At 69.8% G+C, this 22,973-nt stretch carries 29 protein-coding genes; 20 read left to right on the top strand and 9 right to left on the bottom strand.

Translation table 11 applies throughout. The annotated features are described in order from the left end of the window. Nucleotides 1-157 precede the first annotated feature (157 nt). The 4 genes from ybeY to era are packed head-to-tail and all read left to right on the top strand — an operon-like array spanning nt 158 to nt 3,290. Nucleotides 158-697 carry an rRNA maturation RNase YbeY gene (gene ybeY, locus AXK61_RS18230; RefSeq protein WP_068572515.1) on the top strand — a complete coding sequence of 180 codons (540 nt, stop codon included), beginning with the start codon at nt 158-160 and terminating at the stop codon, nt 695-697. A 3-nt stretch (nt 698-700) separates the two neighbouring features. Beyond that, nucleotides 701-2,017, top strand: coding sequence for a hemolysin family protein (locus AXK61_RS18225; protein ID WP_068572517.1), 1,317 nt, complete (start codon nt 701-703; stop codon nt 2,015-2,017). Continuing rightward, nucleotides 2,014-2,337, top strand: a complete 324-nt coding sequence (locus tag AXK61_RS18220; RefSeq protein ID WP_068572519.1) for a cytidine deaminase — start codon at nt 2,014-2,016, stop codon at nt 2,335-2,337. Before AXK61_RS18225 ends, AXK61_RS18220 begins: the two co-directional genes overlap by 4 nt. Next, nucleotides 2,334-3,290, top strand: a complete 957-nt coding sequence (era, locus tag AXK61_RS18215) for a GTPase Era (RefSeq protein ID WP_231855597.1) — start codon at nt 2,334-2,336, stop codon at nt 3,288-3,290. Before AXK61_RS18220 ends, era begins: the two co-directional genes overlap by 4 nt. A gap of 22 nt (nt 3,291-3,312) precedes the next feature. Here era and AXK61_RS18210 read toward each other — a convergent pair whose 3' ends face one another. Beyond that, on the bottom strand, nt 3,313-3,531 hold the full coding sequence (locus AXK61_RS18210) for a hypothetical protein (RefSeq protein ID WP_068572521.1): 219 nt from the start codon (nt 3,529-3,531) through the stop codon (nt 3,313-3,315). A 420-nt stretch (nt 3,532-3,951) separates the two neighbouring features. Here AXK61_RS18210 and recO point away from each other — a divergent pair, with 420 nt between their 5' ends. The 3 genes from recO to AXK61_RS18195 are packed head-to-tail and all read left to right on the top strand — an operon-like array spanning nt 3,952 to nt 5,940. After that, nucleotides 3,952-4,749: a DNA repair protein RecO gene (recO, locus tag AXK61_RS18205; RefSeq protein WP_068572882.1), complete on the top strand. Its 798-nt coding sequence runs from the start codon at nt 3,952-3,954 to the stop codon at nt 4,747-4,749. Next, nucleotides 4,727-5,533, top strand: a complete 807-nt coding sequence (locus tag AXK61_RS18200; RefSeq protein WP_068572524.1) for an isoprenyl transferase — start codon at nt 4,727-4,729, stop codon at nt 5,531-5,533. Before recO ends, AXK61_RS18200 begins: the two co-directional genes overlap by 23 nt. After that, entirely contained in the window at nt 5,530-5,940 is a 411-nt protein-coding gene (locus tag AXK61_RS18195; protein ID WP_068572526.1) for a hypothetical protein, read from the top strand. The genes AXK61_RS18200 and AXK61_RS18195 overlap by 4 nt, the downstream gene beginning before the upstream one ends. A 105-nt stretch (nt 5,941-6,045) precedes the next feature. Here AXK61_RS18195 and AXK61_RS18190 read toward each other — a convergent pair whose 3' ends face one another. Genes AXK61_RS18190 through AXK61_RS18180 form a run of 3 tightly spaced genes read right to left on the bottom strand, consistent with a single transcriptional unit; the run spans nt 6,046 to nt 7,961 of the window. Further along, nucleotides 6,046-7,041: a zinc-binding dehydrogenase gene (locus AXK61_RS18190; RefSeq protein WP_068572528.1), complete on the bottom strand. Its 996-nt coding sequence runs from the start codon at nt 7,039-7,041 to the stop codon at nt 6,046-6,048. Between the two features lie 34 nt (nt 7,042-7,075). Beyond that, nucleotides 7,076-7,498, bottom strand: coding sequence for an organic hydroperoxide resistance protein (locus AXK61_RS18185; protein ID WP_068572531.1), 423 nt, complete (start codon nt 7,496-7,498; stop codon nt 7,076-7,078). A gap of 34 nt (nt 7,499-7,532) precedes the next feature. Further along, on the bottom strand, nt 7,533-7,961 hold the full coding sequence (locus AXK61_RS18180; RefSeq protein ID WP_068746569.1) for a MarR family winged helix-turn-helix transcriptional regulator: 429 nt from the start codon (nt 7,959-7,961) through the stop codon (nt 7,533-7,535). 209 nt (nt 7,962-8,170) lie between these two features. On the opposite strand from AXK61_RS18180, the gene AXK61_RS18175 reads away from it, so the two are divergent. From AXK61_RS18175 to AXK61_RS18155, 5 genes are read left to right on the top strand one after another with little or no spacing between them, the layout of a single operon-like run. After that, entirely contained in the window at nt 8,171-9,433 is a 1,263-nt protein-coding gene (locus AXK61_RS18175) for an alkane 1-monooxygenase (protein WP_068746568.1), read from the top strand. Next, complete coding sequence (locus tag AXK61_RS18170; protein ID WP_068746567.1) at nt 9,430-9,591, top strand: rubredoxin; 162 nt, start codon at nt 9,430-9,432, stop codon at nt 9,589-9,591. The genes AXK61_RS18175 and AXK61_RS18170 overlap by 4 nt, the downstream gene beginning before the upstream one ends. A 50-nt stretch (nt 9,592-9,641) precedes the next feature. Further along, nucleotides 9,642-9,830, top strand: coding sequence for a rubredoxin (locus tag AXK61_RS18165; RefSeq protein WP_068746566.1), 189 nt, complete (start codon nt 9,642-9,644; stop codon nt 9,828-9,830). After that, nucleotides 9,827-11,011, top strand: coding sequence for an NAD(P)/FAD-dependent oxidoreductase (locus AXK61_RS18160; protein WP_068746565.1), 1,185 nt, complete (start codon nt 9,827-9,829; stop codon nt 11,009-11,011). Before AXK61_RS18165 ends, AXK61_RS18160 begins: the two co-directional genes overlap by 4 nt. Next, nucleotides 11,008-11,613, top strand: coding sequence for a TetR/AcrR family transcriptional regulator (locus AXK61_RS18155; RefSeq protein ID WP_068746564.1), 606 nt, complete (start codon nt 11,008-11,010; stop codon nt 11,611-11,613). Before AXK61_RS18160 ends, AXK61_RS18155 begins: the two co-directional genes overlap by 4 nt. A gap of 30 nt (nt 11,614-11,643) precedes the next feature. Here AXK61_RS18155 and AXK61_RS18150 read toward each other — a convergent pair whose 3' ends face one another. Together AXK61_RS18150 and AXK61_RS18145 are read right to left on the bottom strand one after the other, a co-directional pair. Further along, nucleotides 11,644-12,057 (bottom strand): Fur family transcriptional regulator, encoded by a 414-nt coding sequence (locus AXK61_RS18150; RefSeq protein WP_068746563.1) that lies wholly within the window; start codon nt 12,055-12,057, stop codon nt 11,644-11,646. After that, on the bottom strand, nt 12,054-12,401 hold the full coding sequence (locus AXK61_RS18145; protein ID WP_068746681.1) for an ArsR/SmtB family transcription factor: 348 nt from the start codon (nt 12,399-12,401) through the stop codon (nt 12,054-12,056). Before AXK61_RS18145 ends, AXK61_RS18150 begins: the two co-directional genes overlap by 4 nt. 171 nt (nt 12,402-12,572) lie before the next feature. Here AXK61_RS18145 and AXK61_RS18140 point away from each other — a divergent pair, with 171 nt between their 5' ends. Then, nucleotides 12,573-13,976 (top strand): glycine--tRNA ligase, encoded by a 1,404-nt coding sequence (locus tag AXK61_RS18140; RefSeq protein ID WP_068746680.1) that lies wholly within the window; start codon nt 12,573-12,575, stop codon nt 13,974-13,976. Nucleotides 13,977-14,031: 55 nt separating this feature from the next. Here AXK61_RS18140 and AXK61_RS18135 read toward each other — a convergent pair whose 3' ends face one another. Further along, nucleotides 14,032-14,442 (bottom strand): lipoprotein LpqH, encoded by a 411-nt coding sequence (locus tag AXK61_RS18135; RefSeq protein ID WP_068572545.1) that lies wholly within the window; start codon nt 14,440-14,442, stop codon nt 14,032-14,034. Between the two features lie 50 nt (nt 14,443-14,492). Here AXK61_RS18135 and AXK61_RS18130 point away from each other — a divergent pair, with 50 nt between their 5' ends. Genes AXK61_RS18130 through dnaG form a run of 3 tightly spaced genes read left to right on the top strand, consistent with a single transcriptional unit; the run spans nt 14,493 to nt 18,235 of the window. Next, the gene (locus AXK61_RS18130; RefSeq protein WP_068572547.1) at nt 14,493-14,957 is read left to right on the top strand and encodes a cold-shock protein; all 465 of its coding nucleotides are present in this window, start codon (nt 14,493-14,495) and stop codon (nt 14,955-14,957) included. Next, on the top strand, nt 14,958-16,280 hold the full coding sequence (locus AXK61_RS18125; RefSeq protein ID WP_068746562.1) for a deoxyguanosinetriphosphate triphosphohydrolase: 1,323 nt from the start codon (nt 14,958-14,960) through the stop codon (nt 16,278-16,280). A gap of 20 nt (nt 16,281-16,300) precedes the next feature. Continuing rightward, nucleotides 16,301-18,235: a DNA primase gene (gene dnaG / locus AXK61_RS18120; RefSeq protein WP_068572551.1), complete on the top strand. Its 1,935-nt coding sequence runs from the start codon at nt 16,301-16,303 to the stop codon at nt 18,233-18,235. Here the strand turns inward: dnaG and AXK61_RS18115 are convergent. Beyond that, nucleotides 18,232-18,474: a hypothetical protein gene (locus AXK61_RS18115; RefSeq protein ID WP_068572888.1), complete on the bottom strand. Its 243-nt coding sequence runs from the start codon at nt 18,472-18,474 to the stop codon at nt 18,232-18,234. The genes dnaG and AXK61_RS18115 overlap by 4 nt on opposite strands. Nucleotides 18,475-18,537: 63 nt before the next feature. Between AXK61_RS18115 and AXK61_RS18110 the strand changes: the two genes are divergently transcribed. The 4 genes from AXK61_RS18110 to AXK61_RS25135 all read left to right on the top strand — a co-directional run bounded on the left by AXK61_RS18110 (nt 18,538) and on the right by AXK61_RS25135 (nt 21,183). Further along, entirely contained in the window at nt 18,538-19,281 is a 744-nt protein-coding gene (locus AXK61_RS18110) for a YggS family pyridoxal phosphate-dependent enzyme (RefSeq protein ID WP_068746561.1), read from the top strand. A 9-nt stretch (nt 19,282-19,290) separates the two neighbouring features. Next, entirely contained in the window at nt 19,291-19,833 is a 543-nt protein-coding gene (locus AXK61_RS25495; protein WP_197466862.1) for an Imm51 family immunity protein, read from the top strand. A 59-nt stretch (nt 19,834-19,892) separates the two neighbouring features. Next, a complete protein-coding gene (locus AXK61_RS18100; protein ID WP_068746560.1) occupies nt 19,893-20,882 on the top strand; it encodes a DUF5685 family protein in 990 nt (329 codons plus the stop codon). A gap of 64 nt (nt 20,883-20,946) precedes the next feature. Further along, nucleotides 20,947-21,183: a hypothetical protein gene (locus AXK61_RS25135; RefSeq protein WP_156485742.1), complete on the top strand. Its 237-nt coding sequence runs from the start codon at nt 20,947-20,949 to the stop codon at nt 21,181-21,183. A 230-nt stretch (nt 21,184-21,413) separates the two neighbouring features. Here AXK61_RS25135 and AXK61_RS18090 read toward each other — a convergent pair whose 3' ends face one another. After that, on the bottom strand, nt 21,414-22,922 hold the full coding sequence (locus tag AXK61_RS18090; RefSeq protein WP_269451177.1) for a glyceraldehyde-3-phosphate dehydrogenase: 1,509 nt from the start codon (nt 22,920-22,922) through the stop codon (nt 21,414-21,416). Nucleotides 22,923-22,973 lie beyond the last annotated feature (51 nt).

Below are 22,973 nucleotides of genomic sequence, written 5' to 3'. Positions count from 1 at the left end.
GGCGGAATCATAGTGAGTCATGGGTCCGAGGAATCTTCGGGCCGTGTCGCGAACGTGCGATCGATCCGAGGCGATCCGTCGGCGAACCGCGCGGTACACTGGGATAGCAACTGACCAGCAATTTCGTCCGCGCCTCGCTGGTGCGAAGGGATCAGGATTGAGCATCGAATTCGCCAACGAGTCCGGTTTCGACGTCGACGAGGCGGAGGTCGTGGCGGTGGCCGCGTTCGCCATCGCCGCGATGGACGTGCACCCGGGCGCCGAGCTGAACATGCTCGCCGTCGACCTGGACACCATGGCCGACCTGCACGTGAAGTGGATGGACCTGCCCGGCCCCACCGACGTGATGAGCTTCCCGATGGACGAGCTCACGCCGGGCGGCCGGCCGGACATGGTGGACGCGGGCCCCGCGACCCTCGGCGACATCGTGCTGTGCCCGCAGTTCGCGGCGGAGCAGGCCGAGGCCGCCGGACATTCGACGGGCCATGAGCTCAATGTGCTCACCGTGCACGGCGTGCTGCACCTGCTCGGCTTCGATCACGCCGAGCCGGAGGAGGAGCGGGAGATGTTCGCGCTCCAGGACGGCATCCTCGCCGACTACTACGCGCAGCAGCGCGAGCGCGACCGCCTGGCCCGGCAGTCGGCGCGCGACGACAAGCTGCTGGGCCGCACGGGCTTCCTGGGGCGGCGGGACTGACGCGTGTTCTCGTCGATCCTGCTGATCGTCGGCGTCGTCGGGCTCGTCCTCCTGGGCGGACTGTTCGCGGCGCTCGACTCGGCGCTGCTGACGGTGTCCCCGGCTCGGGTGGAGGACCTCGTCGAGGACGGCCGTCCGGGCGCGCGGCGCCTGCAGCGCGTGCTGATCAACCGCCCGATGTACGTCAACCTGGTGGTGCTGCTGCGCACGGCGTGCGAGGTGCTCGCCACCGTGCTGGTCTTCCTCGTCCTCGATCGCTACCTGACGGTGGTGTGGACCGCGGTGCTCACCGCAACGCTGATGACGGTGATCAGCTACGTCCTGATCGGCGTCGGGCCCCGCACCCTCGGCCGGCAACACGCGTACACGCTGGGCTGCACCGCGGCCGTGGTGCTGCAGGCGATCGCGATCCTCATGGGGCCGATCACCCGGCTGCTCATCCTCCTCGGTAACGCCATCACGCCGGGTCGCGGCTACCGCAACGGCCCGTTCGCGACGGAGGTCGAGCTGCGTGAGCTCGTGGACCTCGCGCAGCAGCGCGGCGTGGTCGCCGAGGACGAGGGCAAGATGATCCAGTCCGTCTTCGAGCTCGGGGACACCGCTGCCCGCGAGGTCATGGTCCCGCGCCCCGAGATCGTGTGGATCGAGGCGGACAAGTCCGTCTCGCAGGCCACGCGCCTCGCGGTGCGCTCGGGTCACTCGCGCATCCCCGTCATCGGGGAGAACGTCGACGACGTGCGGGGCGTGGTCTACCTCAAGGACCTCGTCGCCCTGCCCGACGGTGCCGACCGGCACGCGATCGAGGTGGGCCGGATGGCCCGGCCGGCGGTCTTCGTGCCCGACTCGAAGCCGGTCGACGCCCTGCTCCGCGAGATGCAGCACACGAACAATCACATGGCCGTGCTGGTCAACGAGTACGGCTCGATCGCCGGCCTCGTCACGATCGAGGACGTCCTCGAGGAGATCGTCGGCGAGATCACCGACGAGTACGACGCCGGCGAGATCGCGCCCGTCGAAGAGCTCGGCGACGGGCTCTTCCGGGTGTCCGCGCGCCTCGATCTCGAGACCCTCGGGGAGCTGTTCGGCGAGGACATCGAGGAGGACGAGGTCGACACCGTCGGCGGACTACTCGGCCTCGCTCTCGGTCGCGTGCCCCTGCCGGGTTCCGAGGCCCGCGCGCACGGGCTGATGCTCGAGGCGGAGGGCACCACGAACCGGCGTGGGAGGATGCGGATCACCACGGTGCTCGTGCACCGAGCAGTGACCGAGCCGGAGTCGTCCGACGACGGCTCCACCACCGACGAGAAGGAATCCGCGTGATCGACGTCTCCGACGAGGACCGCAAGCTGGTGACTCTGGCGCGCGGCGCGATGGGCCGGGCCGGGGCCGCGCACGGCGCGGCGGTCCGGGATCTCGACGGCCGCACGTACTCCGGGGCGCCCGTCGCCCTGCGGTCCCTGGCGCTGACGGGGCTGCAGGTCGCGGTTGCGACCGCGCTGGGGTCCGGGGCGGAGGGCTTCGAGGCCGCTGTGCTCGTGGGGGAGGCCGACGGTGCCGACGCCGGAGCCGTGGCAGTGCACGAGATGTCGCCGGCGGCGCCGATTCTGTTGTTCGACGAGCGCGGGGAGGCCCGACGGTGACCGAGGAGATCCAGGTGGACGGCGATGGAGGCGAGGACTTCCGATCCGGATTCGTGTGTTTCGTGGGACGGCCCAACACGGGCAAGTCCACGCTGACCAACGCCCTGGTCGGGACCAAGGTGGCCATCACGAGTTCGCGGCCGCAGACGACCCGCTCGACGATCCGCGGCATCGTCAACCGGCCCGACTGCCAGCTGGTGCTGGTGGACACGCCCGGCCTGCACCGCCCGCGGACCCTGCTGGGGCAGCGGCTCAACGACTTGGTCCGCGACACCTACTCCGAGGTCGACCTCATCTGCCTGACCATCCCGGTGGACGAGAAGATCGGCCCCGGCGACAAGTACATCCTCGATCAGGTGCGGCACATGGCGCCGCGCACGCAGCTGATGGGCGTGGTCACGAAGATCGACAAGGTGGGCCGGGACAGGGTCGCCGAACAGCTGCTGGCGGTGTCGAAGTTCCTGGGGGAGGACTGCGACGTGATCCCGGTGTCGGCGACGTCGGGCCAGCAGGTCGAGGAGCTGGTGCAGCTGGTCGCCTCGAAGATGAAGCCGGGTCCCGCGTTCTACCCGGACGGCGAGGTCACCGACACCGACGACGACACGATGATGGCCGAGCTGATCCGTGAGGCGGCGCTCGAGGGCGTGCGCGACGAGCTTCCGCACTCGCTGGCCGTGGTCATCGAGGAGGTGGTCGAGCGGGAGAAGACGGAGGCGCAGGAGAAGTCCGGCAAGCCCGCCCTGCTCGAGGTGCACGCGCTGCTGTACGTGGAGCGGTCGTCGCAGAAGGCGATCATCATCGGCAAGGGCGGCTCGCGCCTGAAGTCGGTGGGTACCGCGGCACGCGAGGAGATCGAGAAGCTCCTGGGCCGCAAGGTGTACCTCTCACTGCACGTGAAGATCGCGAAGGACTGGCAGCGCGACCCGAAGCAGCTGGGGCGGCTGGGCTTCTAGAGTTCTCTTCTAGAGTTCGCCGCTACCGACCCAGGAGCCGCTGCCACCAGCGGGGCTTGATGTCACGGAGCCGGAGGAGGCTCTCCGGCGACGGCAGCGGGCCGGGATCGTCGACTTTTCCGTCGACGAAGTCCTGCATCTGCTGCGACACCGGCCGGCCGTACTTGTGCAGCCCTGAGACGATCACGCGGATCATCGCGCGCCGTTCCTCCAGCGTCACGGGCTCCTTGATCGATGTCATCGCTCACCTCCTGTGGACCGAGAGCTACCACCATTATCGCCTCGGTATCGCGTCAGTGTCATGTACATCGCCACCCCGTTCTCCGTCGTGGTGATGAGCGGCGATACGACGAGATCGTCGAGGATCGCCCAGGCGTCGCGGCGCCGGTCGCCTTCTGCGGCGTACGTGGCGTCGAGTGCCCACTGGAACCGCGTCCACCACTCCTTACGATTGTCCGCGAGTCCGCTTCTGGCCGATCGTCACGATCGCCATCACGACGGCCGCCGTGCCGACGATGATCGTGGCCCATCCCGGTGTCATGTTTTCTCCCCCCGAAGAAATCCGATGCTGCTCGCCATCATGGACCCGGCCACCGACATGTTCCGGGCGCGCCGCGCGGCACGGGCGCATCTGTCGGCGCGGGGTGGGATGATGGAGGGTATGAGGTCGTACCGGGACAGCGCTGTGGTGCTGCGGCAGCACAAGCTGGGGGAGGCCGACTACATCCTCACGCTGCTGACCCGGGAGAACGGACTGGTCCGCGCGGTGGCGAAGGGGGTGCGCCGGCCGCGGTCGCGGTTCGGTGCCCGGCTGGAGCTGTTCGCCCACGTGGACCTGCAGCTGCATCCCGGTCGCAGCCTGGACGTGGTGACGCAGGTGCACTCCATCGCCGCCTACTCGGGCGATCTGGCGGGCGACTACGGCCGGTACACCACCGCCTGCACGGTGATCGAGACCGCGGAGCGGCTCGCGGGCGAGGAGCGGGCCCCCGCGCCGGAGCTGCACCGGCTCACCGTCGGGGCCCTGCGGGCGATCGCGGCGGGCGTGCGCGACCGCGACCTCGTGCTGATCTCGTTCCTGTTGCGCGCCATGGATTCCGCGGGCTGGGCGCCCGCGCTCACGCTGTGTGCCCGGTGCGGCGACGAGGGGCCGCACCGCGCCTTCCACGTGGCCGCGGGCGGCGCTGTCTGCGTGCACTGTCGCCCGTCGGGGTCGGCGGTGCCGGGGCAGGGCGTGCTGGACCTGATGGCCGCGCTGGCCCGGGCCGATTTCGACTTCGCCGAGACGATGGGCGACCGGGTGCGCAGGCAGGGCGCGGGCCTGGCAGCCGCGCACCTACAGTGGCACGTGGGACGGCAGCTGCGATCGCTGCCGATGATCGAGCGGCACGCGCCGCACAGTCCGGCCCTCGCGGCCGGTGAGAGGGAGGTCGACGGTGCCGGGACTGCGGCGGGGTAGGTCGAAGACACCACCGGCACCGGTCACCGTCAGGCCACCGGACCCGCACCCCTCCGGCGCGACGCCCCCGGAGATCCCCGCGGAGCTGGTCCCGAACCACGTCGCCCTCGTGATGGACGGCAACGGCCGGTGGGCCAAGGAACGCGGAATGGCCCGCACCGAGGGCCACAAGCGCGGCGAGGCCGTGCTCATGGACACCGTCTGCGGGTGCATCGAGATCGGCGTGAAACAGCTGTCGGCGTACGCCTTCTCGACCGAGAACTGGTCGCGCAGCCCCGAGGAGGTGCGCTTCCTCATGGGCTTCAACCGCGATGTGATCCGGCGCCGCCGCGACGAGATGCACGAGATGGGTGTGCGGGTGAAGTGGGCCGGTCGTCGGCCGCGCCTGTGGGCCAGCGTGATCAAGGAGCTCGAGGTCGCCGAAGAGCTCACGAAGAACAACACCGTCATGACCCTGACGATGTGCGTCAACTACGGCGGCCGCGCCGAGATCGTCGACGCCGCACGGGAGATCGCGCGGCGGGCGGCGGCGGGGGAGATCAACCCGGAGCGCATCACCGAGCAGTCCTTCCAGCAGTACCTGTACCAGCCGGACATGCCAGACGTGGACCTGTTCCTCCGCCCGTCCGGCGAGAAGCGGAGCTCGAACTTCCTGCTGTGGGAGAGTGCCTACGCCGAATACGTCTACCAGGACACGCTTTTCCCGGACTTCGACCGCCGCAACCTCTGGGCCGCGTGCCTCGAGTACGCCAAGCGCGACCGCCGGTTCGGGGGCGCGCAGTGACGGCACAGGACCCCCGCCTCGACGCGCTGCGGTCGCGCCTCGAGTCCGCGCTGGCCGACGGTGTCGCGCTGCGCCGCGACGAGAGTCAGGCGGTGCTCATCGATTTCGGGGATACGCCCGCCTCGGTCCAGGTGTTCGAGCTCGCCCGTGACGTGGACGTGTATTCGCTCACCCAGGTCGTGGCCTGGGACCTCCCGCTCAGCGAGGACCTGCGCGCCGACGTCCGGTCCGTCGCGGAGACGGTGCAGTTCGGCTCGCTGCGGCTCATGGAGCGGGAGGTATCGGCCGATCTGGTGCTGCACTACTCGTTCCCCGCCGGCACGCTCGCGGGGCATGCGCTCCGCGAGTTCGTGCTGTTCGTGCTGGCCCAGGGCCTCGACGCGCGCCGGCGGCTGGTCGCCGAGTAGCGGCTGGGGCACCTCCGACCGCACGCCTCTCCGCAGACGGCCCCGTCGTCCGGATACGCCGAGGCCCGACGGTGCCGAGCACCGTCGGGCCTCGATCGGCAGCGGTCAGGGACGCAGCAGGACCTTGCCGACGCGGCCGGCGCGGCCGCTCGCGGCGGCAGCGGCGGAGATCTCGTCGATGCCGAAAACGCCGTCGACCGGGAGCGCGAGCGTGCCCGCGGCGACGCCCTGGACGACCTCGCCCATCAGCTCGGCCCGCTTCGCGGGATCCATCTCCTGGCTCACGGTGCGGCCCCAGAAGCCCTTGACGACGATCTCCTTGAAGATCGCGACGTTGACGGGGATCTCCAGCATCGCGCCCTCGCCGGGGTTGGTGGCACTCATCGCGCCGAACGAGACGAGAGTGCCGCGCTGGCCGAGGAGCAGGGCGAGCTGGGTGCTCGCCGCGCCGCCGATCGAGTCGACGGCGGCCGCGTAGCCGGCCTCGCCCGCAAGCTCTTTGGCGCGTGCGCGCCAGCCCTCGGTGTCGGTGGCGATCACGTTCGTCACGCCGAAGGTCGCGAGCTCGTCGATGGCGGCGGACCGTCGGACCAGGCCCGTGACGTTGATCCCGCGGGCGGTGGCGAGCTGCGCCAGCATGCGACCGACCATGCCGTTCGCGGTGTTCTGCACGATCCACTGGCCGGGCTGGACGTTCAGGTAGTCGAGCAGGCTGATCGCGCTGAAGGGCATCGAGAACAGCTGCGCGGCGGCCTCGTCCGGGATCGTGTCGGGGACGGGCATCAGGCCTGCGGCTCCGGCGACGAAGTACTCCGCCCAGGTGCCGAACGCCGAACCGGTGGCGACGCGCTGGCCGACGGTGAACCCCTCGACCCCCTCGCCGAGGGCGTCGATGACGCCGACGGCCTCGGAGCCGGCGGCGGCGGGCATCGTGGGCTTGTAGCCGTAGTCGCCCTTCACGGTCCAGAGATCGTGATTGTGGATGGGGGAGAGCAGGGTCCGGATCCGGACCTGGCCGGGGCGGGGCTCGGGGAGCGGGACCTCGCGGACGGACAGGACGCTCGCGGGGTCGCCGAACTGGTCCTGGATCAAAGCGCGCATGGGGGATGTCTCCTTCGTGGGGTGGTGAAGCGGATCAGTCGTCGGCCACGGTCACGGTGACGTCGACGTTACCGCGCACCGCGTTCGAGTAGGGGCAGACCTGGTGGGCCGCATCGGCGAGCGCCTGGGCGGCGTCGTGCTCGATCTCGGGGATGATGACCTCGAGGGCCACGGTGAGGCCGAAGCCACCGGATCCGTTGGGGCCGATGCCGACCCGGGCTCCGACGCTCGAGTCGCCCAGGTCGACCTTCTGCGACCGCGCGACCATTTGGAGGGCGGAGTGGAAGCACGCGGCGTAGCCCGCGGCGAAGAGCTGCTCGGGGTTCGATCCCTGGCCGGAGCCGCCCATCTCCTTCGGGATGGCCAGCTGCAGGTCGACCCGCCCGTCGTCGGTACGGGTGCGCCCGTCGCGGCCGGCTCCGGTGGCGATGGCCTCGGCTGTGTAGACGGCGTCCATGTCTGATCTCCTGTTCGTGAGGGGTCTGTGGGTTCTATCGGGTGTGCGCTTCGCTGAAGCGGATGGCGAGATCGCGGAGCCGGACGGCGTCCTCGACGGGGAAGTCGAAGCCCTCGTACACGCGCCGCCGGGCGGCCGCGACCGCGGGCTGGAGGGCGCGGCCGGCGTCGGTGACGTGGATGGTGACCAGACGCTCGTCGGAGCGGTCCCGGCGGCGCTCCACGTAGCCCATCCCCTCGAGGCGCTTGAGGAGGGGCGAGAGCGTGCCGCTGTCGAGCTGCAGGCGTTCGCCGAGCGCGCGCACCGTGACCGCGTCCTGCTCCCACAGGGCGAGCAGCGTCACGTACTGGGTGTACGTGAGCCCGAGGGTGGTGAGTTCCTCGCGGTACGCGTTGGCGGCCACCTTCGCCGCCGAGTACAGGGCGAAGCACAGTTGCGAGTCGAGTGTCTGGTCCGCGTCCACACCAGAATGATTGCACGCAATTCGATTGTGTGCAACTAAAAACCGTCGGACTCGACAAAATGTTCCAAGCTGTCTACCTGCAGGTTTACATGAACGCTAAGTGTGTCCACGAATCGCTTGACAAATGGGCCGTAGGTGTCAAATACTCATGTCAGAGCGTATGACATCAGTCACAGCCCCACTCGGGGCGCAACGATGAGGAGGGCACCATGAAGGGCCTGGCTTATATCGACGCGGACGGCAACCCCGCCGTCTGGACCGACCACAAGAAGCGCCTGTGGCTGTGGGGCCTGTTCGTTCCCACCGCACTGTTCTTCGCCGTCGGGCTCATGATGCTGCTCGGCATCGGCAGCACCCCGCTGATGTACCTCGCCCCGGTGCTCTGGTGGATCGGCCCGATCCTCCTGTACGTGATCCTCCCGATCGTCGACATCAAGGCCGGCGACGACGGTGAGAACCCGCCGGAGGAGGTGATGGAGGCGCTGGAGAACTCCAGGTACTACAAATGGCTCACCTACATCTTCCTGCCCTTCCAGCTGCTGTCGCTGGTGGCGATGTGCTACTTCATCACCGCCGATGACCTCAGCTGGCTCGGCGGCGTCTACGCCGATGGCGGCGGGCTCGGCCTGATCAGCCAGATCGGCGTCACCCTCAGCCTGGGCGTCGTTGCCGGTATCGCGATCAACACGGGCCACGAGCTCGGCCACAAGAAGCCCGAGAACGAGCGGTGGATCGCCAAGCTCACCCTCGCGCCGGCCATGTACGGCCACTTCTTCATCGAGCACAACCGCGGCCACCACGTCCGCGTCGCCACGCCGGAGGATCCGGCCAGCGGCCGCTTCGGCGAGACCTTCTGGGAGTTCCTGCCGCGCAGCGTGTGGGGCAGTCTGAAGTCCTCGTGGGAGCTGGAGAAGACCCGCCTCGAGCGGCTCGGCAAGAGCCCCTGGACGCTGAAGAACGACGTTCTCAACGCCTGGATCATGACCGTCGTCCTGTTCGGCGCGCTGGTCGCCGGCTTCGGCTGGTACGTGCTGCCCTTCCTGATCTTGCAGGGCGTGTACGGGTTCAGCCTGCTGGAGTCGGTGAACTACCTCGAGCACTACGGCCTGCTGCGCCAGAAGCTGGCCTCCGGCCGCTACGAGCGCTGCGCCCCGAAGCACTCCTGGAACTCCGACCGCATCATCACCAATGTCTTCCTGTACCACCTGCAGCGCCACAGCGACCACCACGCGAACCCCACGCGCCGGTACCAGACGCTCCGTTCGTTCGAGGAGGCACCGTCGTTGCCCCAGGGCTACGCCACGCTGATCGGCCTGACCTACTTCCCGCCCCTCTGGCGCCGGCTGATGGACCACCGCGTCCTCGACCACTACGACGGTGACATCACCAAGGTCAACATCCATCCCCGCGTCCGCGACAAGGTGCTGGCCAAGTACGGCGCCCCCGCGACCGGAGAGCAGGCCGCAGCATGAGCTCCTTCAAGTGCCCCGTGTGCGGCTACGTGTACGACGAGGCCGTCGGCGCTCCCCGCGAGGGGTGGCCCGCCGGCACCGCCTGGGCCGCCATCCCGGACGACTGGAACTGCCCCGACTGCGGCGTCCGCGACAAGATCGACTTCGAGCCGGTCTGAACGACCGCCGCCGCACGATCGAATCAGTAAGAACGAGAGAGGAATCCATCATGAGTGACGCACCCTTCAAGCTGTTCCGCTGCCTCCAGTGCGGATTCGAGTACGACGAGGCCGAGGGCTGGCCCGAGGACGGCTTCGGCCCCGGCACCCGCTGGGACGACATCCCCGACGACTGGTCCTGCCCCGACTGCGGCGCCGCCAAGGCCGATTTCGAAATGGTCGAGGTGTCACGGGCATGAGTACCGATGGTGTGGTGATCGTCGGCACGGGCGTCGCGGGCGCCACCGCGGCCCTGGCGCTGCGGACCGGCGGATACGACGGGGACGTGACCCTCATCGGGCGCGATCCGCACCTCCCGTACCGGCGGCCCACGCTGTCGAAGGACGTGCTGCTCGCGGGCATGCCGATCGAGAAGGCCCTCATCAAGCCCGCCGAGCACTGGTCCGACATCGGCGTCGCGGTCCGCACGGGCGTCACCGTGACCGGCGGCGAGACCGGCCCGCGCACCCTGGAACTGTCCGACGGTTCCGCCCTCACCTACGGCTCGCTCGTGCTGGCCACCGGCGGCGCGGCCCGGCACCTGCCGGACCTGCCGCCCGGCCCCCGCGTCCGGTACCTCCGCGACTTCGCCGACGCGGTCGGGCTGCGCGACGAGCTGGGCCGGGCCGGAAGTGTGATCGTGCTCGGTGCGGGCCTGATCGGCTCGGAGGTGGCCTCGGCCGCCGCGAAGCTGGGCGCGTCGGTCGCCGTCATCGAACCCGCGCCGCTGCCGCTGGTGCGCGTCGTGCCACCGTCGATCGGGGAGCGACTCGCCGGCCTGCATCGCGACGCCGGGATCGACCTGCTGCTCGGCGTCCGGCCGGGCGAGATCACCGTCGAGACCGACCAGGTCGCGGTCGCGCTGCCCGACGGTGCCGCTCTGGTCGCGGACCTGCTCGTCGTCGCGGTGGGCTCCGTCGCCGATACCGGGCTCGCCGAGCGGCTGGCGCTGCGGGTGGACGACGGTATCCTGGTGGACGAGCGGTACCGCACATCCGCCGACGGCGTGTACGCCATCGGCGACTGCGCCCGGGTGCCCCATCCGCTGGAGGGCGGCACCTACCGGGCCGAGAACTGGTCGGCGGCACAGGACCAGGGCACGGCCGTCGCGCAGGTGCTCCTCGGCGAGTCGCCGGCGCCCACGGTCCCGTGGGGCTGGTCGGCCCAGTTCGGTGCGGTGCTGCAGTTCGCGGGATGGCCCGCGGCGGAGGACGCGCTGGAGGTGGACGGTTCGATGGAAACGAACACGGGTGGTGCCTTCTTCGCCCGCTGCAACCGCGGCGGGTCCCTCGTCGGCGCCATTGCGATGGGCCGTCCCAAGGAGCTGCGCGCGGCGCGCGGGGAGCTGTCCGAGCAGATCGCGGCGGCGGTCGCGCGATGACCGTCCTCGCCGGGCGTGACGCCGATGCCGCCCCCAAGCAGTCCGTGCGGGATCAGGCCCTCGATGCGGTGAGCGGCTTCCTGCGCGGCCATGAGTGGTCGGCGGTCACCATGGCGGCGGTCGCCCGGGAGGCCGGCGTCAGCCGGCAGACGCTGTACAACGAGTTCGGCTCCCGCAAGGGGATGGCCGTGGCCTACGTGACGCGGTTCGTCGACGGCCTGCTGGCCTTCGTGCAGGAGCGGATCGACGCGAACCCCGGCCGGATCGACGCGGCCGTCGAGGACGCGATGCGCGGGGTGTTCCAGATCGGTATGGGCGACCCGGTGGTGCTCAACATCGTGGGCCCGAACCCGCACCGCGACCTCATGGGCATCGTGACGATCGACGGTACGCCGATCATGCAGCGGGCCACCGAGGGGCTCGCGGAGATCCTGGCGATGAGCTGGGCGCAGGTCCGGCGGTCCGAGGCTCAGGTCGCGGCGGCCGTGCTGGTGCGCCTGGCTTTCAGCCACCTGACGATGCCGATCGAGGGGCCGGACGAGGCCGCGCGTGAGGTCTCCATCGTGCTGTCGCCGTTCCTCACCCAGGCCGTCCGGGCCTGACGCAGTCGGCATCCCGTCGGGCTGGGACGCTCACGCCGAGCAGTCGGCGCACCGTCCGAAGATCTCCAGCGTGTGCGTGACCTCCGTGAAGCCGTGGGCGGCGGCGGTCCGCGCGGACCAGGCCTCCACGGACCGGTCCGTGACCTCGACGGTGCGCCCGCACTCCCGGCACACCAGGTGGTGATGGTGCTCGTCGGAGCACAGCCGGAACAGGGCCTCGCCGCTGTCGGTGCGCAGGGTGTCGACGGCGCCGGCGTCGGCCATCGCCTGCAGGTTCCGGTAGACCGTGGTCAGGCCGATCGACTCCCCGTCGGTGCGCAACTGCTCGTGCAGCTCCTGCGCCGACTTGAACTCCGATACCGACTGCAGCGCGTGGGTGATGGCGCCGCGCTGTTTGGTCGCGCGGATTCCGGTGCCCTTCGCCGCGCGCGTCGCCTCGGTCATGCGCCCGCCCGTTCCGTGGCGTGGGCCACGGCGTCGACCACGATGTGCGCCAGGTGGTCGTCGACGAGGCGGTAGATGATCTCCCGGCCGTTGCGCTCACCGCGGACGACGCCCGCGGACTTGAGCACCCGCAGATGCTGGCTGACCAGCGGCTGGGTCACGCCGAGCGCGTCGACCAGTTGGTGCACGCACAGCTCGGAGTGCATCAGCTCGAGCACGATCGAGATCCGGACCGGTGCGGCGAGGGCGCGCAGCAGGTCGCCGGTGGCGGTGAGCACCTCGGGATCGGGCTGCGCGTTCGGCGCGGACTCGGGATCGACGGGGCACTCGGCGACGATGTCGATGTCGGTGGGAATGGGAACACCTCCTGTTATCAACAATCATTTTCATATGCGGCATCGACTACGTCAAGCGCGCCGGTGGAGGCGTCCCATCGCGCCGCGGGCGGGGGAGCGAACGGTAGAGTCGATCCGTACGTTTTTCCTATCCACAACCCGTCGGAGATGAAGCGCGCCGTGGCCAAAGCAACCAAAGTCGATACCGTCGCCAACCTGTGCAAGCGCAGGGGGCTGGTCTTCCAGTCGGGTGAGATCTACGGCGGCACGAAGTCGGCCTGGGACTACGGGCCGCTGGGTGTGGAGCTCAAGGAGAACATCAAGAAGCAGTGGTGGCGCAACATGGTCACCTCGCGCGACGACGTGGTCGGCCTCGACAGTGCGATCATCCTGCCCCGCCAGGTCTGGGTCGCCTCGGGCCATGTCTCCGTCTTCAACGATCCGCTGGTGGAGTGCCTGAACTGCCACAAGCGGCACCGTCAGGACCACCTGCAGGAGGCCTACGCCGAGAAGCGCGCCGCCAAGGGCGAAGAGGTGAACCCGGACGACGTGCCGATGACGGAGATCGTCTGCCCGGACTGCGGCACCAAGGGACAGTGGACCGAGCCCCGCGACTTCAACATGATGCTCAAGACCTACCTCGGGCCGATCGAGTCCGAGGAGGGGCTGCACTACCTCCGCCCGGAGACGGCGCAGGGCATCTTCGTGAACTTCAAGAACGTGATGACCACGGCGCGCAAGAAGCCGCCGTTCGGCATCGGCCAGATCGGCAAGAGCTTCCGCAACGAGATCACGCCCGGCAACTTCATCTTCCGCACGCGCGAGTTCGAGCAGATGGAGATGGAGTTCTTCGTCAAGCCCGGTGACGACGACCAGTGGCACCAGTACTGGATCGACCACCGGCTCAAGTGGTACACGGATCTCGGCATCAACCCGGAGAACCTGCGGCTGTTCACGCACCCGCAGGAGAAGCTGAGCCACTACAGCAAGGGCACCGTCGACATCGAGTACCGCTTCGAGTTCGCGGGCAGCGAGTTCGGCGAGCTCGAGGGCATCGCCAACCGCACCGACTTCGACCTGGGCACCCACTCGAAGCACTCGGGCGAGTCGCTGGAGTTCTTCGACCAGCAGACCGGCGAGCGGTACACGCCGTACGTCATCGAGCCCGCGGCCGGCCTCACCCGCTCGCTGATGGCCTTCCTCGTGGACGCGTACACCGAGGAGGAGGTGCCGAAGGCGAACGGCGGCACCGACACCCGCGTCGTGCTCAAGCTGGACCGTCGCCTCGCTCCGGTCAAGGCCGCGGTGCTGCCGCTCTCCCGCGACGAGAAGCTCTCGCCGAAGGCGCGCGAGCTGGCCGCGCAGCTGCGCCAGTACTGGAACGTCGAGTTCGACGATGCCCAGGGCATCGGCAAGCGCTACCGCCGCCAGGACGAGATCGGGACGCCGTTCTGCATCACCGTCGACTTCGACACCCTCGAGGACGACGCCGTGACCGTGCGTGAGCGCGACACGATGGAGCAGGAGCGGGTGCCGCTCGCGGAGATCCAGCAGTACCTGGCCGCGCGCCTCGCCGGCTGCTGATCAGGCGCTGACGCCGCCGCCCGTCCCGCAGCTCGCGGGGCGGGCGGCGGCGTTTCTAGCTGCAGGTGATCTCGACGCGGAACTTCTTGGTGCTCAGGTTCGCCGCGCGGGCCTCACCCGTGATGGTGTACCGGTTGCCGGCCTTCGACGCCTTCGCCGAACCGACCTGCCCCACGGGCGTGTTCAGCACCGTCATCACGTTGCCGCCGGTGGCGATGAACAGGCTCGACACGGTGGGCGGGTTGCCCTCGGTGAGCATGGCGCCGATGCCCCGCGCCGTCTGCACGCTGCCGGATCCGATGGTGATCGAATCGCCGGTGCGGGTGCAGCCCGCATTGACGAATTCGGCTGCGCTCTCGGCCTTGCCGTCGATCTCGACCACGGTGCTGGAGTCGGTGTTGGGGGAGGTGCAGGCCGCGAGGGCGACCAGGACGCCGCCCGCGAGGACGACTGGCGCGATTTTCATAGACACACCGTACCGGCCGGATCGCGGCAGGCCGTGGGATACTCGACGGCATGACGAACGGCAAGGTGGTCCACTTCGACACGCAGCGCGGCTTCGGCTTCCTCGCGCCCGATGCGGGCGGCGAGGACGTCTTCCTCCACGTGAACGACATCGACTTCGACGAGTCGGCCCTGCGGCCCGGCACGGCGGTGACCTTCGACGTCGAGAAGGGCGACAAGGGACTCAAGGCCGTGAACGTGGCGGTCGTGGGCGGCGCGCCTGCGGCATCGTCGGCGCCCCGGCGCGACAACCGCGACCAGCGCGACAACCGGGGCGATCGGCGTGAGCACGCGCCCCGTCGGGACTCCGCGCCGCGCGCGGCCGCCGTCGCCGGCGCGCTCGACATGCAGTCCTTCGTCGACGAGCTGACCGAGCTGCTGCTCGACTCCTCGGACGATCTCACCGCCGGTCAGATCATCGAGATCCGCCAGCGCATCGCGGACTTCGCCTTCGCGCGCGGTTGGGTCACCGAGTAGGTGCCGCTGCTGCCCGGGCCGGCGGCCTACCAGCCGGCCGATGTCGAGAGGCTCGTCGCCGAGCGACCCAAAACGGCGGGCCTCGAGGCGGATTCCGAACCGACGCTGTTCTCGGGGCCGCAGTGGGAGGCGCTGCGCTGGGAGGGGCACAGCTCTGCCTTCGCCCGCGACCGCGCGCGTGTGCTGCACAGCGCCGCCCTGCGCCGCCTCGCGGATAAGACGCAGGTCGTGGGCCCGCGCGAGGGTGATACGCCGCGCACCCGGCTGACCCACTCGCTCGAGGTGAGCCAGATCGGCCGAGGCATCGCGCTGGGCATCGGCTGCGATCCGGACCTCGTCGACCTCGCCGGGCTCGCGCACGACATCGGCCACCCGCCCTACGGCCACAACGGCGAGCGTGCGCTCGACGAGGTGGCCCGGCACATCGGCGGCTTCGAGGGCAACGCGCAGAACCTGCGCATCCTCACCCGGCTCGAACCCAAGGTGCTCGACGACCAGGGACGTTCCGTGGGCCTCAACCTCACGCGCGCCGCCCTCGATGCGGCGACGAAGTACCCGTGGTTGCGCCGCGAGCCCGGCGGCAAGTTCGGGGTGTACGACGACGACGCGCACGTCCTCGACTGGATGCGCGGCGGCGAGAACGGGCCGCACGGGACCCGTCAGAGCCTGGAGTCGCAGGTCATGGACTGGTCCGACGACGTCGCGTACTCCGTGCACGACGTGGAGGACGGCGTCCTGTCGGGCCGGCTGGACCTGCGCGCGCTCTCCTCGCGGGAGGAGGTGCGCAGCCTGTCCGGCTTCGGCGCCGACAGCTTCCGCGGCGCGGAGGCCGCCGAGCTCGAGGAGGCCGGCGCCCGCCTCGCCTCCTTCGAGGTCGTCGCCGCTGCTGCGCAGTACGACGGTGGCCTCGCCTCGTCCGTCGCCCTCAAGCGGATGACGAGTGAGCTGGTGGGCCGGTTCGCGTCCGCCGCGATCGACGCGACCCGCGCCGCCACGGGCAACGAGCCGGTGTGCCGGTACGAGGCCGATGTCGCGGTGCCGCCGACGGTGCGCGCCGAAGTGATCCTGCTGAAAACCATGGCGCTGCAGTACATCTACTCGAATCAGCTGCACCTGGCCGTCCAGCAGGGGCAACGGGACCGGATCCACCGGGCGGCGGACTACCTGATGGGTGGGTCGCCGTCGCACATCGACCCGCTGTATTCGCCCGCCTACCTGGCCGCCGAGACCGACGCCGTCCGGCTGCGCGTGGTGATCGATCAGATCGCGTCGATGACGGAGACCCGGCTCGAGCGGCTGGACCAGAAGGTCCTCGAGGGCTGAGCGGCAGTACACTCGAACTCGTGGTCGGCAGAATCCCGGAGCGTGACATCGCGGCGATCCGCGACCGTGCGCGCATCGAGGACGTCGTCGGCGAGTACGTGGCACTGCGGCCCGCCGGCGTGGGGTCGATGAAGGGCCTGTGCCCGTTCCACGACGAGAAGACCCCCAGCTTCCACGTGCGGCCCACGCAGGGCTTCTTCCACTGCTTCGGCTGCGGCGAGGGCGGCGACGTCATCTCCTTCCTGCAGAAGATCGAGCACGTCCCGTTCGTGGAGGCGGTCGAACAGCTGGCCGACAAGGTCGGCATCCAGATCAGCTACGAGGGCGGCGGCCCCGGCCCGAAGCAGGACCGTGGGACCCGCATGCGCCTCGTGGCCGCCAACGCGGCCGCGCAGAAGTTCTACGCGGAGCAGCTCCGCACGCCGGAGGCCGAGACCGCGCGCACGTATCTCCGGGACCGGGAGTTCACCGAGGAGGACGCGCAGTTCTACGGTTGCGGGTACGCCCCGTCGGGCTGGGACACGATGACGAAGGCGCTGCTGCGCCAGGGCTTCGACGTCAAGGAGCTCGAGGCCGCGGGACTGTCCAAGCAGGGGCAGCGCGGCCCGATCGACCGGTTCCACCGCCGGCTGCTGTGGCCGATCAAGAACCTCGGCGGCGACGTGATCGGGTTCGGCGCGCGCAAGCTGTTCGACGACGACAATCTCGGCAAGTACATGAACACGCCGGAGACCATGCTCTACAAGAAGTCCCAGGTGCTGTTCGGGCTCGACCATGCGAAGAAGCACATCGCCAAGGGGCATCAGGTGGTGGTCGTCGAGGGCTACACCGATGTCATGGCGATGCACGCCTCGGGCGTGGAGACCGCCGTCGCCTCCTGCGGTACCGCGTTCGGCGAGGACCACGTCTCGCTCGTGCGTCGACTCATGATGGACGACAGCTACTTCCGTGGCGAGGTGATCTACACCTTCGACGGTGACGCCGCCGGCCGGGCCGCCGCGATGAAAGCCTTCGACGGCGACCAGAAGATCGCCGGGCAGACCTTCGTCGCCGTCGCCCCCGACGGGATGGACCCGTGCGAGCTGCGGCAGAAGCACGGCGACGAGGCCGTCCGCGACCTCATCGCGCAGCGCGTCCCGATGTTCGAGTTCGCCGTGAAGACGCTGATCACCGAGTTCGACCTCGACACCGCCGAGGGACGCGTACACGCACTGCGTCGCTCGGTGCCCGTCGTCGCCCGGATCAAGGACATGGCGTTGCGGGACGAGTACGCCCGCCAGCTGGCCGGGTGGGTCGGCTGGGACGACGTGACGCAGGTGCTGCGTCGCGTGCGCGAGGAGTCCGCGCGGATCCGTCGCGGCGAGGGGCGTCCCGGGCCGGGGGCGCCGGCACCGTCGAACACGAGGCTGCGCGAGCCCGTGGCGCCGTTCCCGGAGACTCCCGCCCCTCGCCCGACGGGGCCGCAGCGTCCGGACCCGAGCGACCCGGTGCTGTGGGTGCAGCGCGAGGTGCTCAAGGCCGCGCTGCAGGTTCCCGCGCTGGCGGGAATGGTGTTCGACGCGCTGTCCGACGACATGTTCACCGATCCCGCGTACCGCGCGGTGCGCCTGGCGATCGAGGCCGCGGGCGGGATCGCCGCGGGTCTCGGCGGCCCGGAGTGGGTCGACACCGTGGTGCGCAGCGTCGACGGCCCGGTGTTGGAACCGCTGGTCACGGAACTGGCGGTGGAGCCCCTGCAGGTGGCCGGCGATCCGTCGCCGCGGTACGTGGAGTCCGTGATGGCGCGGCTGCAGGAGGTGTGGGTCGGTGCCCAGGTGGCCGACCTCAAGTCCAAGCTGCGGCGCATGTCGCCCGGCGCCGACGGTGACTACAACCGCCTGTTCGGCGACCTCGTGGCGCTCGAGAGCTACCGGCAGAGCCTGCTCAAGATGGCCGTGGGCGACAGCGCCTTCTAGTCCAGGTCGGTCTTGGGGGAGTAGATCACCGTCTGCGCGTCGATCTCGCGCATCGTCCGCATCTTCGGGTCCGGGTTGAGCTGCTCGGCGAGCTTGCGGCGGCCGATCTCCACGGCCTTCTTCGTGGCGGGGCTGGTGGCGATGGCCTTCGCGGTGCGATTGATCTGCTCGTAGCGGCGGCGTCCGGCCTTGGTGCCCAGCACGTACCCCGCACCTGCGGCGATAACCAGTCGGATCATGAGGCCACTGTACCGGCCGCGGGCCGGGACCATGGCGGTCCGCCCGGCCGATAGGCTCGACCCATGAGCTCGTACCCGCCCCCGCAGACCGTCGAAGAGTTCGAGACGAACATCGCGGAGGTCCTGCGCCGCATCGACGCGGCCGCGGTCCGGGCGGGGCGGTCACCGTCGGACGTGCGACTGCTGCCCGTCAGCAAGACGGTGCCCCAGGAGCGGCTGCGCCTCGCCGTCGCGGCGGGGTGCCGGGAGCTGGGCGAGAACAAGCCGCAGGAGGCCAAGCGCAAGAGTGCCGAGATGGCGGACCTCGACGTGTCGTGGTCGGTGATCGGGCACCTGCAGACGAACAAGGCGAAGGACGTCGCGGCCGTCGCCGCGGAGTTCCAGGCCCTCGACAGCCTGCGGGTGGCGGAGGCGCTCGACCGTCGGCTGCAGGCATTGGGCCGTGGGCTCGATGTGTACGTGCAGGTGAACACGTCGGCGGAGGAGCAGAAGTACGGGCTGCCGCCCGCCGAGGTGCCGGCCTTCCTGGAGGCGCTGCCCGCGTTCACCGCGCTGCGGGTGCGCGGGTTCATGACCCTCGCGGAGTTCTCCTCCGACGAGGCCCGGGTGCGCGAGTGCTTCCGGGTGCTGCGCGGGGTGCGGGACCGGTCGCTCGACGCGTGGCCCGAGCTCACCGAGCTCTCGATGGGCATGTCCGGCGATTATGAACTGGCCGTCGAGGAGGGCTCGACGTGCGTTCGGGTGGGCCAGGCGATCTTCGGCTCCCGCGCGCTGCCCGACAGTCACTACTGGCCCGCGGATCGGTAGTCTCGCCACGTGCTGACCGACGACGAGGACCGCCAGTTCAAGCCCGCCGACATCGCTGAACTTCTGGCGGTCGTCGTGGCACTGGGCCTCCTGTTCTGGCTTCTCGACCCGCTCAATCCGTGGCTGAAGTACCCCGCGATTCTGCTCGGGACCTTCGTCGTCCTGATGGCCTGGCGCGGGGTGCGCAAGCTCCTCGAGATCCGGTCCGGCGGCGACGCGACGCGGATCGCCCCGCTCACGCTGGTCGAGACCTCGTCCGGCGCGCATTCGCTCCTGCTCGTGGCCGGTGGTACCCCGGCCGACGATGCCGTGGCCGAGTCGGGGCACGAGCCGAACGGCTACTTCTGGCAGGGCGTCGCCGAGCGGGTGGCGCCGCAGCTCGTGGAACGGGTGAGCCTGGACAGCGAGTCCGGCATGTTCTGCGCGCGGGCCGACGATCGTGACGTGCTCGTGCGGCTGGGTGCGAAGCTGGCGCCGGTGGTGAACGATCCCGCACGCCTGCGCGAGGTGGTCGCCGCCGCCGAGGCCGACGGTTTCGAGTTCGACGACTGACCGGTGCAGCACAATGGGCGGTACTGACCCGGTTGTAGCCACTGATCGGAGACCCGCCCGTGCTCGGACTCGTACGCCCGTGTGTCGCCCACCTCGAACCGGAGCTGCGCGCCCGCTGGCGCGCGCACCTGTGCGGGCTGTGCCTGAAGCTGCGGGACACCGGCGGGCAGCCCGCCCGCGCGGCGACCAACACGGATGCGGCGATGCTGTCCGCGCTGGTCGAGGCGCAGCAGGGCGTTCCCGCCTCCACCCGGTCGGCCGGACCGTGCGCATTGCGGGGCATGCGGGGTGCCGAGGTGATCGCGCCCGCGGAACTCGGTGTGCGGCTGGCGAGTACGGCCTCGCTCACGCTGGCCGCAGCCAAGCTGGGCGACCGGGTCGCCGAGCAGGAGAACGGTCTCGCGGGGAGGACGTCCGCGGTCGGGCGGCGCACCGTCGGACTGGTTCGGAGGGCCGAGCGGCGGCTGGCGGGCGTCGCGGTGGCGGACGCTGCGGTCGCGGAGGCCGCGCACGTGCCGGCGAGTCTGCGCGGTCTCGCGGAGCAGGCGCGGATCGAGACCCGAGCGACGTCGCTGGCCGAGGTGACGGCGCCGACCGCGCAGGCCGTGGGGGAGATGTTCGCCGCGTCGGCGACGTTGGCCGGGCGTCCGGAGAATGTCGACCCGCTGTACGACATGGGACGGGCCTACGGCGAGTTCGCGCACCTCGCCGATGCGGTGGAGGATCTTCCGCGGGATCGAGAGCGGGGTGACTACAACCCGCTCGATGCGACGGGCACGACTGTCGCGCAGGCGGTGGATCGCCTGAAAGTCTTGCAGGGCATCGTCATCGACCGGTTGGGTCGGGTCCAGCTGCGCGACGATCGGCTGGTCCGACCGCTGCTGTTGACCGCGATGGCCACGGTCCTCGCGGCCGACGCGGTGTCGTTGAAGAAGAAGGACCGCAAGGGCGGAGTCGGGAAGAAGGCCGCGAAGGGTGGCAGCGAGGGGTGCGACTGCTGCTGCGACGGCGACTGTTGCTGTGACGGCGGGTGCTGCGACTGCTCGTGAGACTACCCCGCGGACTGAGCGACATCGGCGATCGAAACCTGTCGGAATGGATAGGCTGTGGCACATGACGCTGATGGACCGCGCGGGGGAGACCGAGCACATGAGTGCTCGGTCGGCGGGGCGCGTGGCGAAGAGAACGATGTTCAACCTCGGGCTGGGGAGCCTGATCGATCTGCGCGGGGCGGTCACCTACCGCGCAGCGCGGAGAGTGGTCCCCCCGCGGCGCCCGAAGTCGATGGGGACGATCTCGGCCGACGTGACGCGGTTGATGTCGACGACGATCCGTACCTCCTCGCGCTGATCGAGGCACGCGTACAAGCGGAGCTTCATCAACACCAACACATCCATCTGCCAGCTGGCAGCGGTGTTCAACGGGAGCTCCCGCAGGGTCGCGGACGAAGACGTCGAATCGCCGTCGTAGGCGGAATCCATCGGTCCTCGACGGAGACGACTCCGCCCCGGTGGAAGCGGGAGCTTCCACCGGGGCGGTGACGGGTTCTGCTGCGAGCCTTCGGTTATCGGGCCCGGCTATCAGGCCTCGACGCGGACGTCGGCGCGGGCCGGGATGACCACCGGGTGCACGCCGGACATGCGCTCGAGCACGCGGACCACCTGGCACGAGTAGCCGTACTCGTTGTCGTACCAGACGTAGAGCACGAGGTCCTTGCCGTCGGCGATGGTCGCGAGACCGTCGACGATGCCGGCGCGGTGCGAGCCGACGAAGTCGCTCGACACGACCTCGGGCGACTCGATGTAGTCGATCTGCTGGCGCACCTTCGAGTGCAGCGACACCCGGCGGAGGTAGTCGTTGACCTCGTCCTTGGTGGTGGGCTTCTCGAGGGTGATGTTGAGGATCGCCAGCGAGACGTCGGGGGTGGGGACGCGGATGCTGGACCCGGTGAGCTTGCCCTCGAGCTGCGGCAGCGCCTTCGACACGGCCTTGGCCGCACCGGTCTCGGTGATCACCATGTTCAGCACCGCCGAGCGGCCGCGGCGGTCGCCCTTGTGGAGGTTGTCGATCAGGTTCTGATCGTTGGTGAACGAGTGCACGGTCTCGACGTGGCCGCGCTGGATGCCGTACGCCTCGTCGAGGGCCGCGAGCACGGGGGTGATCGCGTTGGTGGTGCACGACGCGGCGGAGAGGATCGTGTCGGCGTCCTCGATCGTGCTGTCGTTGATGCCGTGCACGATGTTCTTCAGCGGCGCCTTGCCCGGCGCGGTGAGCAGCACGCGGGCGGCGCCGTTGCTCTTGAGGTGCTGGCCGAGGCCCTCCTCGTCGCGCCAGCGGCCGGTGTTGTCGACGATCAGCGCGTCCTTGATGCCGTACGCGGTGTAATCGATGGTCGACGGATCGTCCGAGTAGATGACCTGGATCCGGGTGCCGTTGGCGATGATCACGTCGTTCTCGGCGTCGATCGAGACCGAGCCGGCGAAGGGGCCGTGCACCGAGTCACGGGCGAGGAGGCTGGCGCGCTTCTCGAGGTCGTTCTTGACGCTGCGGCGCACGACGATGGCGCGCAGGCGCAGGCCGTGGCCGTTGCCGGCGTGGCTGATCAGGATGCGGGCCAGGAGGCGGCCGATGCGGCCGAAGCCGTACAGCACGACGTCGGCGCCGCCGTCCTCGCCGTGCACGGGGACGTTGCGCTTGGCGATCTCTGCGCGGAGCAGCTCCTGGATGGCCTCGTCGGAGTCGAGGTCGCCGGTGAGCTTCGCCAGCCGGGCGATGTCGATCGACGCGGGCTCCGGCTCGATCGCGAGCAGGCCGCGCAGCACCTTCTCCGTCTGCTCCAGGGTGAGGGCCTGGTGGCCCAGCTCCTCGGCGCGCTCGTGCGCCGAGATCACCGCGGAGGTGGAGAGGTTGATCAGGCGGTGCCCGTGGATCGACGACACCACGCCGAACTGCCGGTACAGGCGACCGATGATCGGGATCAGGCGCTCGGCCTGCTCCTCGCGCGCCACCCAGGCGTCGCGGTGGCTGTCGTACGCGCCGCGGGCGTTGGCGTCGTACGAAGGGGAATCCGAATCCAGCTGTTGCGTCACGCTCCACATTATGCATGTCACCGCGCTCCCGGTGGGCCACTGGGGCGATGG

It is taken from the genome of Tsukamurella pseudospumae (assembly GCF_001575205.1).
Taxonomy (GTDB): Bacteria; Actinomycetota; Actinomycetes; order Mycobacteriales; family Mycobacteriaceae; genus Tsukamurella; species Tsukamurella pseudospumae.
Note: the sequence above shows the minus strand (reverse complement) of the source record. Positions and strands in the feature narration are given on the sequence as shown.

Excerpts from the sequence above, each read along its gene's own strand:
- AXK61_RS18165 (WP_068746566.1), top strand. The coding sequence starts at position 9,642 with ATGAGTGACGCACCCTTCAAGCTGTTCCGCTGCCTCCAGTGCGGATTC.
- AXK61_RS25135 (WP_156485742.1), top strand. The coding sequence starts at position 20,947 with ATGACGCTGATGGACCGCGCGGGGGAGACCGAGCACATGAGTGCTCGG.
- AXK61_RS18190 (WP_068572528.1), bottom strand. The coding sequence starts at position 7,041 with ATGCGCGCTTTGATCCAGGACCAGTTCGGCGACCCCGCGAGCGTCCTG.
- recO (WP_068572882.1), top strand. The coding sequence starts at position 3,952 with ATGAGGTCGTACCGGGACAGCGCTGTGGTGCTGCGGCAGCACAAGCTG.
- AXK61_RS18110 (WP_068746561.1), top strand. The coding sequence starts at position 18,538 with ATGAGCTCGTACCCGCCCCCGCAGACCGTCGAAGAGTTCGAGACGAAC.
- AXK61_RS18150 (WP_068746563.1), bottom strand. The coding sequence starts at position 12,057 with ATGACCGAGGCGACGCGCGCGGCGAAGGGCACCGGAATCCGCGCGACC.
- AXK61_RS18185 (WP_068572531.1), bottom strand. The coding sequence starts at position 7,498 with ATGGACGCCGTCTACACAGCCGAGGCCATCGCCACCGGAGCCGGCCGC.
- AXK61_RS18135 (WP_068572545.1), bottom strand. The coding sequence starts at position 14,442 with ATGAAAATCGCGCCAGTCGTCCTCGCGGGCGGCGTCCTGGTCGCCCTC.
- AXK61_RS18155 (WP_068746564.1), top strand. The coding sequence starts at position 11,008 with ATGACCGTCCTCGCCGGGCGTGACGCCGATGCCGCCCCCAAGCAGTCC.
- AXK61_RS18130 (WP_068572547.1), top strand. The coding sequence starts at position 14,493 with ATGACGAACGGCAAGGTGGTCCACTTCGACACGCAGCGCGGCTTCGGC.
- AXK61_RS18170 (WP_068746567.1), top strand. The coding sequence starts at position 9,430 with ATGAGCTCCTTCAAGTGCCCCGTGTGCGGCTACGTGTACGACGAGGCC.
- AXK61_RS18210 (WP_068572521.1), bottom strand. The coding sequence starts at position 3,531 with ATGACATCGATCAAGGAGCCCGTGACGCTGGAGGAACGGCGCGCGATG.
- AXK61_RS18175 (WP_068746568.1), top strand. The coding sequence starts at position 8,171 with ATGAAGGGCCTGGCTTATATCGACGCGGACGGCAACCCCGCCGTCTGG.
- AXK61_RS18160 (WP_068746565.1), top strand. The coding sequence starts at position 9,827 with ATGAGTACCGATGGTGTGGTGATCGTCGGCACGGGCGTCGCGGGCGCC.
- AXK61_RS18115 (WP_068572888.1), bottom strand. The coding sequence starts at position 18,474 with ATGATCCGACTGGTTATCGCCGCAGGTGCGGGGTACGTGCTGGGCACC.